This is a genomic window from Paenibacillus sp. J31P190 (assembly GCF_059692075.1).
On record NZ_JCAUAS010000015.1, the window covers coordinates 41,881 to 54,541 of the forward strand.

Sequence of the window (12,661 nt, forward strand, 5' to 3'; positions counted from 1 at the left end):
AAGTACGATGACATCAATACACTTTGAGGGGTGACCAAAAATGAATGCTCGCAGCAGGTGGTTGATGATTTCCGTTGGCCTTGGGATACTATTGAACCCATTAAATTCTTCCATGGTTTCAGTTGCTATTCCAAGGCTGCAAAATGTGTTCCAACTTGATTTTACAGTTGTTTCCTGGATTATTTTTTCTTTCTACATTGCAAGTGCTATCGCTCAACCTGTCATGGGAAAGGCCAGTGATTTATTCGGTCGCAGGAAGATATTTCTTACCGGGCTTGTTATAGCCTTCGTTGCCTCATTATTAGCTCCACTATCACCAAACTTTGGGTGGCTCATCGTATTCCGCATTGTGCAATCCATCGGAACAAGCATGATGGTTGGGGTTGGGATGGCCATTGTGCGAATTCATATTACGGAGAAACAAGCTACTGCTCTGTCTGTTTTGTCTATATTCCTATCCGGAGCGGCAGCCATTGGACCCTTTATTGGAGGGGTCTTGATTCACTGGTGGGGCTGGCCTGCTATCTTTTTCGTCAATATTCCGTTCGTGGTGGCGAGCTTTCTATTATCTTGGAGGAATATTCCTAAGGATGAACCATCAACATCCGTTGCACGGGGCATGTCCTTACATAAATGGTTTGATTTGATTGATGCGACAGGGATCCTGCTCTTCACAGTGGGTCTGGTTGCCCTGCTCGCCTCCTTACTCTCAGCAAAATCATCTGGGCAAATCTCATTAAGTCATGTTATTGCCGGGCTGATAGGCCTCGCTCTACTAGGAGCTTTCATACGACATGAGTTAAAAGCGAAATCACCCTTTATTCCTTTGCGCACATTTGCCAAATATCCTGCGATGACTTGGGTTAATGTCGAATTCATGCTCGTAAACATACTTTTTTACTCGCTCTTTTTCGGGCTTCCGTCTTACTTGCAAATGGTACGTCATGTCAGCGAGTTCCAAACTGGGATTCTCATGCTAAGCCTAGGCTTGTGCTCGCTAGTTACTTCTCCCATAGCAGGACGATGGATCGATAAATCAGGACCCAGGCCGGCATTGCTCGTGTCCGCAATATTGATGACACTTGGGTCGGTGTGGCTCGTGACATTGAATCAAACTTCACCGGTTATCAGTGTGTGTTTGGCTTTGGCTGCATTCGGTATTAGCAACGGGTTGAACAATGTCGGTATGCAAGCAGCCTTGTTCAAAAGTTCTCCCAAAGAAATAATCGGAGTAGCATCCGGATTATTTAATACATCAAGATACCTGGGAACCATTCTCTCATCATTGTTGATAGGCATTGTTATGGGAGGTAGCTTCAGCTTTGAAGGATTTCGAGTGCTTGGGATTATCCTTACGGTAATTGCTTTGTCCTTGGTATTCATGAGTCGGCGGCGCCGGAAATCAGGGCAATTGCAAGAATCGTAGCAAGTTTAAGCATAAATGCAGCGAATTGAGCGGCGGACAGCTTCAGCGCGTCGCCATCGATCAAGAAATTAATTTCAAACCAACCGCAGCGCTTAACACCATCGCGATGAACATAATCCGCTTCCAATCACTGGACTCGCCATAGTACAGCATCCCGACGATTGCGCCGCCAACTGTTCCGATTCCTGTCCAGACCGCATAAGACGTGCCCATTGGCAGGCTTTTCATCGCTAGGCTCAGAAGCATAAAACTCATAACAATGCCTACGATGAAAAGACTAAAGGAGCGGATGGTTTTCGCTTTATTTATTTGGTTCATGCCTACGACGCCTACGACCTCGAACATCCCGGCAAACAAGAGAAAAATCCAACCCATTAGACTGCCGCTCCTTTCTTTTCTTGCTCTTTTGTCACAAATTTGAGTCCAAAAACGCCGAATAAAAGCAGCAAAATAAGGAATACTTTAAGAATATTGAATGGCTCTCCGAACAGTAGCATTTCCACCAATACTGTGCCGGCTGTCCCCATTCCGGTGAAAACAGCATACACAGTCCCCACAGGAAGCTTGGTAGACGCGCTAATAACTAGATGAAAAGAAATATACATCGCTATGATCGTGCCTATCCACATCATCGTCGTATCCGAATGTTTTAAGCCCGTAACCCACATCACTTCAAAAAAAGCGCCGACAAATATATAAATCCAATTACGATTCATGTGTACGATCCTCCTGCTGATTTACGATTTGATGCCACGCCAGTATACGAACCATGAAGCTTCAATCCTTTTAAGCGACCGTTCAGCTCCTCCAAATAACAACTCTACAAACATGCCATCCAGTACAGCAAGGAAAGCAACTGTCGCCATTTCACTGCTGACTTCAGAATGGATGTTCCCTGCTGCTATTGCTTGATCGAAGATAGGAATTAACATCGATTCAAGTGTATCTAAATAGTTATAACCTTGTTTGACAATCTCCTCATAGAGATGGGAAGGCGGGAAAAAGGCAACCCGTAAGAAAAATTTGGTATTGTCATCATGTTCGTAACCATCTTTATATTGGATAAGCAAGCCATAAAGAAGTTGATCAATCGAAAGTTGCTGATGTCGATCGAGATACTCAACAACAAAATTCAATTCCTTCGCTAGCACAGCGTTAAACAGATCAAGAAATAGTTCGTCTTTCCCCTTGAAATGTGTATAAATGGATTGTTTTTTGATGCCTACTTCCGTAGCAATATCTGCAAGCGACGCACCTTCATATCCGTTTTTGGCAAACTGTTTGAGGGCTACCTCTTTGATTCGAGTTGCGGTCATTTGATTCATCCTTCCGAACGTTCGTCAGGAACATTCTATCACGTCCTCCGTCTTGGGGCAACTACCTTTAATGACAGCCCAAACATGAAAAAGATTGCCAACCACCAAGCCAGAATGGCAGGATAGTAGGCAATCTTTTTTATGTTTAAACAATTTATATTAACTTTGATAGCTGGTCCCTGCGTTTCTATTCCCAACTTCAACAGTAACATCCAACGTTTGACCATTACGTGAGATTGTTAGCTTTAGTTTATCTCCAATGGCCGCGGCTTGCACAGCTTTTGTAAATTCATCCGTGCTTGAAATTGCTGCGCCATTCACATTTAAAATAACGTCATATTGACGAATGCCCGCTGCAAAAGCTGGCGTGCCTTGCTGCACTTCAGCAACTATCGCACCTTTTGTGCTGTTAATTTTTAAGTCTTCTAGCATATCATCCGAAATATTTTGTAGAGCTACGCCGATGTAAGGTGCTGGCTCTTTGGGAATCGTTTCGTTATTTTTCAGTTTATCTACAACAGAACTAATCGTACTTGCGGGAATAGCAAAGCCCATTCCTTGCGCTTCAGTGTTTACAGCTGTATTAATACCGATCACTTCACCATTCAAATTCAAAAGTGGACCGCCGGAGTTACCTGGATTAATCGCTGTGTCAGTTTGCAGCAAATGTTTGTAATTTCGAGTACCCTGCTCATCATCGATGCTGATCGTGCGCTCTCTGGCACTTAAAACGCCCGTAGTTACGGAGTAATCGAAGTCATATGGGTTACCGATCGCAACAAGCCAATCCCCTATTTGCGTGTTGTCGGAGTTACCAATATTCAGAGCAGGAAAGGCTTTATCACCTTGAATTTTCAGCACAGCCAAGTCTAGATCATAACTACTACCAAGTAATTTAGCTGTAAAAGGTGTATCGTACCCCTGCATATAGACATCGATTTCGTCTGCGCCATTAATTACATGCTCATTCGTTAAAATATAACCACTCGCGTCGAAAACGAAGCCTGATCCAATGCCATTTTCAATGGTATCTCCGCTTTCAGTACCTTGCCCCAGTGTATTTCTTCTATTCTGTCTATTATTCGTCTGTTTTACTTTGGTCTCGATTTTGACAATAGCTGGACTCGCAGCTTTTGCAATTGATGAGATGCTGTTCGTCCCTGAAGGGGTTAACGATGCCGTTTGGACAGCAGCAGATGCCGAGTTGGCTGAAGCAGCGGCGACAGCTGCTTGAACGTGCCCGGCATCATACCCAAACAGATTCATCTTATCCGACGTGAACATCAACCCACCGACAACGACCGCGCCAGCCATAAAAGCTGCAAACATAGATCTCAATTTGGTGCTCCCCTTCTTGTTTTCAACCTTTACTTCATCTAAATTAATTATATTTTTCATATCTTCATTCATGCGATTACCGCCTTTCATGTGCCCGTTTATTTGATTGGGGTGTTGATAGATAAAAGTATAGAGTGTCAACCTGAAGTGTTACTTAAGTTTGGCTGATAGGCACATGAAAGTTAGCTGAAAGTATACTGAAGGTGTCGATTGACGCAAAAAACCTCTTATTTAACGAAAATTGTTAACAACAGGTTTTACTTGAATAGTACGAAAGAGTCTATTCTCTTTCAAATTGCGAGAGAAAATAAGCATATTCCAATGGCCTGCTATAAATTTTACGTTTATAAAACGTAAGGTTTTCGTATATATATTTTGGGGTTTTCCGTTAAGTTCAAGATCCGTAAGAAGGCTTAATATAAACTAGTTTATATTTCTCTAAAAAATTTGGATATATTCACTTCATTATATATAAATGTGTCTGGTACATAGAGTTTAAGATTTGACTGCTTTAATAGGTTATAGAGATCCCATTTATTAAAAAAATTGATATTGTTGAAACATTAGTTATTAATGGACGATTCGCCACTCTCATCCCTCCTTAGCCTTCGATCTCTTTTATTATCTAATGCCAAAATAGACATTATGCTATGGGACAAGAACATAGTTGAGTAGAAAATCAGCGAATTTATTACTCTATTAGCCTAAATTTTAGTTGATAGGTATTTGGTGTGTTTATCTTTTTATGTTTTTAATATGATAAATTACGCTTGATAATAGGGAGATGAGACTATGGGAAGATGTAATTGTCCACCAGGACCTCCAGGACCAGAAGGACCCCGCGGTCCGCGTGGGCCACAAGGACCTCCAGGACTAGAAGGACCGCAGTTGCTTCAAGAACTTGGAGGAGCAATAGCAGCAGCTGGACCCACTGGAACTGCAGGAGCATTAGGACCTGCTGGTCTTGCAGGACTTGTAGGAGCGATTGGCGAAGCTGGTCCTGCTGGACTGGCAGGAGCACTTGGACCTGCTGGACTGGCAGGAATTGCAGGAGCAATTGGACCTGCTGGTCTTGCAGGAATTGCAGGAGCAATCGGACCTGCTGGACTGGCAGGAATCGCAGGAGCAATTGGCGCAGCCGGACTTGCAGGACCCGCAGGGCCAACAGGTGCAACAGGACCCCAGGGTATACAGGGTCCAATTGGAGCTACCGGTCCGGCAGGACCTCCAGGCGGAGGTTTGATTCCATTTTCAACGGGTATCATCATAAGTGGTGCTACAGTAGTATCAGCTGCTCCAATTTTAATGGGTTTTGGTAGTCATACGGTTGAAGTTATTGGCGCTACCGGAGAATCAACGATGCCACCCGAAGCAGGTGGTTTTGCTTTCCCAATTCCTTTTGCGGGTACCGTTCAAGATTTACAAATAAGTGCAGATTTATTGGTTGCTTCTGTGACTTCAATAAATACTCTCGGTCTTCAATATGATTTTACAGTATTCCTCGCACCGTCAGTTCCTAATAATGGGATTGATCATAGTTCTTCACCTTACGTGACAACTCCGCTGACTAGTTCAGTTAGATTCGGATTTCCGAATACGGTCATTACACCTGGAAACCCATCAGGATTCCGAACCGCAACGAATATAAATGTTGGGGGTTCATTAGTAGTTGCAGCGGGTGATCGTATTGGTATTCGTGTAAGGACGCTTGCTGAGACTGATGCCTCAGCAGCTGATATCACCCAGCTCTCGTTTAGCGCCAGTCTATCTTATACTCCTTCTTAATACAAAATCACTAATTGTAATTTCCCCAGGATATTCTCCCGTCGGAAATGGGACAATGTTCTTATCTCAATCGAGAATGGGATCAAGTTCTTGTCATCATCAATTGACAAGAACTTGATCCTATAAATAATGAAATCCCCCTCGGAGCAAGCTAAAAAAAACAAAAATGACACTCTAATTACTTAGAAGTGTCATTTAAGATGCTATTCATATGATTATTGAGCTTTTACGATCTCTCTACCCTTATATGAACCGCAGTTTTTGCAAACATGATGTGCCATTTTTAATTCTGCACATTGTTCACACTTCACCATTCCTGGCACAACCAGTTTAAAGTGAGTACGGCGCTTATCGCGACGTGTTTTGGACGTTCTTCTTTGAGGAACAGCCATATTCAAAACACCTCCTGTTCATTTCATAAAACAACAAGAGATATCATAGCTTTATAGATACACTTTGTCAATACAGTATTCTATTTAAACATGTTTAAAAGATATCAGATGGAATGTAAATATACTTTCAATCCAATGGCACAATAGATAAATCATGTTTCATGTACCTAACATTTTTATTTACTCCCAAAAAATGATTGCCTTGGACAATCACATCACTGCATGCCTCCAAATGAATGACAAAATTGGAATCTTCCAACCTATTAGCTACATTTGATCCTACATATGATCCAAAAACTTGATTATTAAGAAAATGTAGTCCCTGCGTGCTTTTACCGTAAAGAAGAGGATGACTCTGAGTATAAAACTCATTTTCCTCAATCCGTATATGTCTATGAACAGGATTCTCCACAAGCATTTCTTTATTTTCAGGAGTGATATTGATAACGGGAACGCCACACTCAGTAAAGTTATTATTACGAATTAGTACATCGTTTACAATTCCGGATTCATACCAACTTTCCGCATCGTTGGCTATCAAGACCCCACTCATTTGAATTCCTTTCATATGGTTGTCTGCAATGACGACCTTTTTTCGCGTTGTTACAAGAATTCCCCTGGTTGGTATCCGAAGAAAACGATTATTACGAATCTCAACTTCAGCCGTCCATGAAATATTCTCTACCACATCACCTGCTTCAATCCCCTCAGGTATGGGTTGCTCAAGAGTCAGTAACAGCTCTCGCAAGCTAATCATTTCTGAATTTTTTACCATATTATTGGCATATACAGTAAGCGAATGTCCATGAACAAAATCAATTGAATCTCCTGGAAAAAATCCATCAAAACCATAGGTTTGTCCATGCATATATCGTACGACAATTTGATTCGAAGAAGGTTGCTCGATTATTTGCAAATGTGTTCCATGTACATTGATTGCATCATCTTGAGCCCCCTCAAAATGGCTGTTGATGATGGTTACTTTTCCTTTCACACTAGACATATGTACAAAATCAGCAAACGCTGCACAAGTGCGTCCAGTCTCAGGACGCGGCGCTAATTTCAGGCCGTCAAACGTAAGGTTTTCGCTGAATTGCCCGACTATGCCTAAACCGTGCATGTAATGTATTTGAAGTTGGGTCCCTGTGATGTTCATGCTCTGATTGATAAATACGCCTACCTGATCCCGTATACCATCTCGCATTTGAAACACTCGTCCTACTTTCGTTACAGGCGTATGGTCAAAATGGAGCCGTAGTTGCAAGGGGCTAAGCTGCTCTATCTTATTGGCCATTGCCACCGGATTAGCAACACGCCAAGTTGTATTCGTCAAGGGATCATATTCCTGTGCGGGTCCGTCCGAATACTTCCAACCTTCACCGATCCACGACACCTTCCCCTCCTCAATTACATACCAAGAATCGGAATGCGTTCGAACATCCAGATAATGACTTCCCACTGCTTCAACAGTTATTTCGGACATTGTAGGACGTTCGAAATCAGTTCGAAAATTGCGCAGGGTCACATTCTCGCATTGATCCAACGCGATCATCGTCATCTTCCCGTGAAATATGAAAAGTGATCCAAGACCATCCACTATAAGATGTCGGATTCCTTTGAAAAACAAACCAATGATTTTAGTTACATCAGGGTTTTCGTCCTCAGTCGTTGTGTTTGAAATGAAATACTTTAATTTTGTTGCATGTTCAGGAAAAAAATCGTACCGACCTTTCGGAAACTCTAGTATGACAGGACCATCCATTGCTTGTGCAGCGCCAATTGCTGTTTTCACGGCCATCACAGCATCTTGACCCGAATCGGGTATTGCTCCATAGTCTGTAACACGGATAACCGTGGGCGCGGAAACAGCGTCTGGGTCTATAGTTGGCATTTGGAAACCTACCTTTCGGCGTTAAGTTATGTATTTTCTTCAATTATACGTTATAAATTAACGATGCGTTTCTATTATCTTATATCTTCACTTTGAATCAATTTGTTGAGTGAACCTTTATAAGAATTCATAATATATATTATGTAAACAAATTAACGAATTCCTCCCTAAATTCATTTTTATTAACGACATTAACGATTCAATTACTAAGAAAGCTAAAATTCAAAAAAAAATAACCTGTTAATCAGGTTATTTTTCGAAACTTACTCCTTCTATATCAAGTACCGCAAAAGGTTTGGTAGGGATAGTCTGATAGCGCAGGGAATGTAGAGAAATCCGCCTGTTCGGGGGAGTGCGCAAAGGGTCTAGAAAGAACATCAAGAAGTCGCTCCATCACGCTGTAATCTCCTTGTTTTACCGCGGCTTCTAATGCCTCTTCTACCCGGTGGTTACGCGGGATTATCGCAGGATTGCTGCTGCGCATCAACTGCTGTGAGGAGTCTTTGGTTTCCTGCTGCCTGCCTAGTCTCTCCTGCCACTGCTCATGCCATTGAGTAAATTCCGTGTTACCGAACAGAGCAGTCTCTTCCGGCTTATCAAATGTTAATGCGCGGAAAGTATTGGTATAGTCCGCACTATACTTCTGCATCATAGCGAGCAGGTCTTTAATAAGAGATTCATCCTGCTGTTCATCATTAAAGATTCCCAGTTTTGCCCTCATGCCCGCGAACCAATTGCGGTGATACACCTCGGAAAAACTTGCAATCGCTCCCTCGGCTAGTTTCACTGCTTGCTCCTCGTCGTCATGAAGCAAGGGAAGTAGGGTTTCAGCAAATCTGGCGAGATTCCATGCGGCAATATAAGGCTGGTTACCATAGGCATAGCGGCCCTGCTTGTCAATGGAACTGAATACCGTTGCCGGATCATAAGCATCCATGAAAGCGCAAGGACCGTAATCAATGGTTTCCCCACTAATCGCCATATTGTCGGTGTTCATCACCCCATGAATAAAACCAACGAGCTGCCAGTTGGAGATGAGTGCAGCCTGACGCTTGATCACTTCCTGAAGTAGCAAAAGGTAGCGGTTCTCATCAGCAGCTTCAACTTCTGGAAAATGTCTTTGCAATGTATAATCAGCCAGCGCTTGGAGATCCTGGGCAGCGCCAAATTTAGAAGCAAACTGAAAAGTTGCGACACGCAGATGACTTGCAGCTACGCGGGTAAGAATGGCACCGGGCTGCTCGGTTTCCCGGAATATGGACTCACCGGTTGTAACCACCGCTAGGCTGCGTGTTGAAGGAATACCAAGCGCATGCATGGCTTCACTGATGATGTATTCACGCAGCATCGGTCCAAGTGCCGCTCGACCATCGCCCCCGCGGGAGTATGGCGTCCTACCTGAGCCCTTCAGCTGAATATCAACCCGTAACCCTTCGGGAGTGATCTGTTCGCCAAGCAGATGAGCCCTCCCGTCCCCTAGCCGGTTGAAATGCCCGAATTGATGACCAGCATAGGCTTGGGCAAGTGGCAAAGCGCCTTCAGGAATTTGGTTGCCAGCCAACACCGCTGCACCATCAATGCTATGCAGCGATTCGACGGCTAAGCCCAATGATTTTGCCAACTGATCATTAAGAATAATAATCTTCGGTGAGCGAACAGGAGTTGGATGAATTCTGGTAAAAAGTGATTCCGGTAGACGAGCATAGCTGTTGTCGAAGTTCCATCCTGTTTCTATCCTTATTTTTTTCTCTGTCATCATAGCTCCCTTTTCATTTGTCTTTTGTATTTTAGTTTTTCTAACACGTTAAACTTATATTATCACAGTTCTCCGCAATCAACTGCAACGCTTCGTTAACTCTTACTATTATGTCCCACAGTGATGACAACACTTCCCTTTTTGTGTCCTTTATCTACATAACGGTGAGCCTCGGCAGTCTGCTCCAACGAATATCGTTGATCGATGACCGATTTTATCTTCCCCGCTTCATATAGCTCTTTTAGGAAGATTAGATTTTCTTTAGTCTGCATTAAGCCTGCAGTCGTAAAAATTGCTTTTTTGCCGCCGATTGTTGAAGTCCATAACATTTGCAGCACAATGGACAGCGTAGGGACCGTAGAAAGATAGACACCTCTCTGAGTTAGCGATGCTTTACATTGAGCAAATGAACGTTTGCCTACCGCGTCGAAAATAACATCATAGGACTGGCTGGCTTGTGTAAAATCCTCTTTGGTATAGTCTATTACCTTATCAGCTCCCAATGACTTCACCAAACCTACATTCGTGGTGCTGCATACCCCGGTAACTTCTGCCCCATAGAACTTGGCAAGCTGAATCGCATGAACACCTACCGATCCGGAAGCGCCATTGATCAGGACTTTTTGTCCGCTCTGAATCTTTGCTTTATCTCTAAGGAAAGTCAATGCAGTTGTTGCCCCATCACAGACGGAAACAGCTTCTTCGTAAGACATAGAGGACGATTTGATTGTTATAGGTGCGTCTTCAGACAGACATTTGTACTCGGCATGAGCACCAGAGATCTTTGCACTTAAACCAAAAACCTGATCACCTTCTTTAAATAATTTCACATTCTTACCTACTGCCTCAATTTCCCCGGCTAGCTCAAACCCCATTATGGGGTTTTTCGGTTTACTAAGACCGTAAATAAGTCTGACAATAAACGGGTCTCCCTTTCGAAAGGCGCAGTCCGCTGGCCCAACTGTTGCCGCACATATTCTGATCCGTACCTCATTGTCCCTGGGGGTAGGTTTTTCTACCTCTCTAAGCTGAAGAACATCCGGCGATCCGTATTTGGTGCATACGATTGCTTTCATTCGGGTATTCATACATTTTCCTCCTCGAACTGTACGTTACCATTTACAAAATGTAAAGTATTATATACATAATGTATTTTATAATATACGTCATGTCAATATAAATTTACATTATCTTGTCTCTTGTTTAGCCGATTTCGCCTTTAATTTTTCCGCGGGTCATTTTTCCAGACAACATATCATAAGGTTTTAATTGAACCATTGAACCATTCTTCGGAGGCAGGTGAACATAATGTTCGAGCAGAACGATCATGGATCGAAGTATTTTGAGAAAATGTTGAATATCATTGATGTCGGTGTTCATCTGATTGATAACAAGGGAATAACCATTTTTTATAATGATAAGATGGCTGAAACCGATGGTTTTAAGCGAGAACAAGTGGTAGGAAAGAACTTCTTCGACCTTTTTCCTTCCTTAACGAATGAAACTAGCACCTTTATTAAAGTCCTGAAAACAGGTATAGAAATACGTGAAAAAATACAAACTTATGTCAGTGTAACGGGGAAACGGATCACTACAATTAATAGCACGTATCCTCTTTTGGAAAATGGCGAAATCATCGGTGCTTTAGAGGTGGCAAAGGATATAACAAGTATTGTCCATCTCCACGACCAAATCCTTGATCTCAGGCATCAAATCTACGAATCACCGTCAAAAGATAAGAAAAACGCCAGCTCCGCTCGATACCATTTTAGTGATTTAATTGGCAAAAGCGAAGCCTTCTTACATACCGTCTCCTTCGCCAAAAAGGCATCACGTACTAGCTCGCCTGTTTTGATATCCGGACCTACCGGTACCGGTAAAGAATTGTTCGCCCAGAGCATTCACAATGCCGGTGCCCGCCGTAACCGTCTATTTATTGCTCAAAATTGCGCGGCTGTCCCCAACGAACTCATGGAAGGTATCATGTTTGGAACTGCGAGAGGCGCGTTTACTGGCGCAATTGACCGTGCTGGATTATTTGAGCAAGCTAGCGGCGGAACGCTTTTTCTGGATGAGTTAAATAGCTTAGATTTATTTTTGCAGGCCAAACTATTGCGGGTGCTTCAAGACGGGATTGTTCGCCGAGTCGGGGGAACCCAGGAACAGCAAGTCGATGTCCGCATCATTACCGCCATGAATATAGATCCGAAGGAAGCGTTAGACAAAGGATTGCTGCGCAGCGATCTTTTCTACCGGCTAAATGTCGTGAACCTTTACCTGCCTCCTCTTGTGCAAAGAAAAGAAGATATTCCTCTCCTCACCTACCACTTTATTGATACATTTAATCACATATTCGGCATGAAAATAACGGGCATTTCCCCAGCTGCAATGAATAGCTTAATGAACTATCATTGGCCGGGCAATATACGGGAATTAAGCCATGCTATCGAATCCACCTACAATATGATGGAACTGGAATGTGAAATCATTGAAGAAAATCACCTTCCCGCTTATTTCTTAGGGAATCATATACAAACAGCCTCTCTCTCTCTGGGATCTGCTCCGTGGGGTGACCAAATGTCAACAATCTCTGCTGGTAGATTGACCGATAAAGTGAAGCAAATGGAAAAGGAAACGATCACGGACGCATTGGAAAATCATCAATATAACATCACTCTCACCGCACAAGCTCTAGGAATCAAGCGCCAAGCTTTACAGTATAAACTAAGCCGCTACGGCATCGTGAAAAAGCCTTAA

The 12,661-nt window shown here is 43.0% G+C and carries 11 protein-coding genes; 3 read left to right on the forward strand and 8 right to left on the reverse strand.

From position 1 onward, the window contains the following. The first annotated feature begins 40 nt into the window (after positions 1-40). Positions 41-1,426: an MFS transporter gene (locus tag AC58U0_RS23510; RefSeq protein ID WP_497381378.1), complete on the forward strand. Its 1,386-nt coding sequence runs from the start codon at positions 41-43 to the stop codon at positions 1,424-1,426. 60 nt (positions 1,427-1,486) lie between these two features. On the opposite strand, the gene AC58U0_RS23515 is transcribed toward AC58U0_RS23510, so the two are convergent. The 4 genes from AC58U0_RS23515 to AC58U0_RS23530 form a co-directional block, all read right to left on the reverse strand. Beyond that, positions 1,487-1,801, reverse strand: coding sequence for a DMT family transporter (locus AC58U0_RS23515; RefSeq protein ID WP_497381379.1), 315 nt, complete (start codon positions 1,799-1,801; stop codon positions 1,487-1,489). Further along, positions 1,801-2,142, reverse strand: coding sequence for a DMT family transporter (locus AC58U0_RS23520; RefSeq protein ID WP_497381380.1), 342 nt, complete (start codon positions 2,140-2,142; stop codon positions 1,801-1,803). Before AC58U0_RS23520 ends, AC58U0_RS23515 begins: the two co-directional genes overlap by 1 nt. 21 nt (positions 2,143-2,163) lie before the next feature. After that, on the reverse strand, positions 2,164-2,742 hold the full coding sequence (locus tag AC58U0_RS23525) for a TetR/AcrR family transcriptional regulator (protein ID WP_497381381.1): 579 nt from the start codon (positions 2,740-2,742) through the stop codon (positions 2,164-2,166). A 159-nt stretch (positions 2,743-2,901) separates the two neighbouring features. Next, a complete protein-coding gene (locus AC58U0_RS23530; RefSeq protein ID WP_497381382.1) occupies positions 2,902-4,152 on the reverse strand; it encodes a S1C family serine protease in 1,251 nt (416 codons plus the stop codon). Positions 4,153-4,872: 720 nt separating this feature from the next. Between AC58U0_RS23530 and AC58U0_RS23535 the strand changes: the two genes are divergently transcribed. Then, complete coding sequence (locus AC58U0_RS23535) at positions 4,873-5,865, forward strand: hypothetical protein (RefSeq protein WP_497381383.1); 993 nt, start codon at positions 4,873-4,875, stop codon at positions 5,863-5,865. A gap of 215 nt (positions 5,866-6,080) precedes the next feature. Here AC58U0_RS23535 and rpmF read toward each other — a convergent pair whose 3' ends face one another. From rpmF to AC58U0_RS23555, 4 genes are all read right to left on the reverse strand, one after another. Continuing rightward, a complete protein-coding gene (rpmF, locus tag AC58U0_RS23540) occupies positions 6,081-6,257 on the reverse strand; it encodes a 50S ribosomal protein L32 (RefSeq protein WP_056837598.1) in 177 nt (58 codons plus the stop codon). 127 nt (positions 6,258-6,384) lie between these two features. Then, positions 6,385-8,148, reverse strand: coding sequence for a right-handed parallel beta-helix repeat-containing protein (locus tag AC58U0_RS23545; protein WP_497381384.1), 1,764 nt, complete (start codon positions 8,146-8,148; stop codon positions 6,385-6,387). Between the two features lie 277 nt (positions 8,149-8,425). Further along, the gene (locus tag AC58U0_RS23550) at positions 8,426-9,904 is read right to left on the reverse strand and encodes a protein adenylyltransferase SelO (protein ID WP_497381385.1); all 1,479 of its coding nucleotides are present in this window, start codon (positions 9,902-9,904) and stop codon (positions 8,426-8,428) included. Between the two features lie 95 nt (positions 9,905-9,999). Next, the gene (locus tag AC58U0_RS23555; RefSeq protein WP_497381504.1) at positions 10,000-10,980 is read right to left on the reverse strand and encodes an NAD(P)-dependent alcohol dehydrogenase; all 981 of its coding nucleotides are present in this window, start codon (positions 10,978-10,980) and stop codon (positions 10,000-10,002) included. A gap of 232 nt (positions 10,981-11,212) precedes the next feature. Between AC58U0_RS23555 and AC58U0_RS23560 the strand changes: the two genes are divergently transcribed. Beyond that, on the forward strand, positions 11,213-12,661 hold the full coding sequence (locus AC58U0_RS23560) for a sigma-54 interaction domain-containing protein (RefSeq protein ID WP_497381386.1): 1,449 nt from the start codon (positions 11,213-11,215) through the stop codon (positions 12,659-12,661).

What these genes read in the sequence shown, in the direction of transcription:
- AC58U0_RS23550 (WP_497381385.1), bottom strand. Translation starts at nt 9,904, where the DNA reads ATGACAGAGAAAAAAATAAGGATAGAAACAGGATGGAACTTCGACAAC.
- AC58U0_RS23545 (WP_497381384.1), bottom strand. Translation starts at nt 8,148, where the DNA reads ATGCCAACTATAGACCCAGACGCTGTTTCCGCGCCCACGGTTATCCGT.
- AC58U0_RS23530 (WP_497381382.1), bottom strand. Translation starts at nt 4,152, where the DNA reads ATGAATGAAGATATGAAAAATATAATTAATTTAGATGAAGTAAAGGTT.
- rpmF (WP_056837598.1), bottom strand. Translation starts at nt 6,257, where the DNA reads ATGGCTGTTCCTCAAAGAAGAACGTCCAAAACACGTCGCGATAAGCGC.
- AC58U0_RS23555 (WP_497381504.1), bottom strand. Translation starts at nt 10,980, where the DNA reads ATGAAAGCAATCGTATGCACCAAATACGGATCGCCGGATGTTCTTCAG.
- AC58U0_RS23510 (WP_497381378.1), top strand. Translation starts at nt 41, where the DNA reads ATGAATGCTCGCAGCAGGTGGTTGATGATTTCCGTTGGCCTTGGGATA.
- AC58U0_RS23535 (WP_497381383.1), top strand. Translation starts at nt 4,873, where the DNA reads ATGGGAAGATGTAATTGTCCACCAGGACCTCCAGGACCAGAAGGACCC.
- AC58U0_RS23560 (WP_497381386.1), top strand. Translation starts at nt 11,213, where the DNA reads ATGTTCGAGCAGAACGATCATGGATCGAAGTATTTTGAGAAAATGTTG.
- AC58U0_RS23515 (WP_497381379.1), bottom strand. Translation starts at nt 1,801, where the DNA reads ATGGGTTGGATTTTTCTCTTGTTTGCCGGGATGTTCGAGGTCGTAGGC.
- AC58U0_RS23520 (WP_497381380.1), bottom strand. Translation starts at nt 2,142, where the DNA reads ATGAATCGTAATTGGATTTATATATTTGTCGGCGCTTTTTTTGAAGTG.
- AC58U0_RS23525 (WP_497381381.1), bottom strand. Translation starts at nt 2,742, where the DNA reads ATGACCGCAACTCGAATCAAAGAGGTAGCCCTCAAACAGTTTGCCAAA.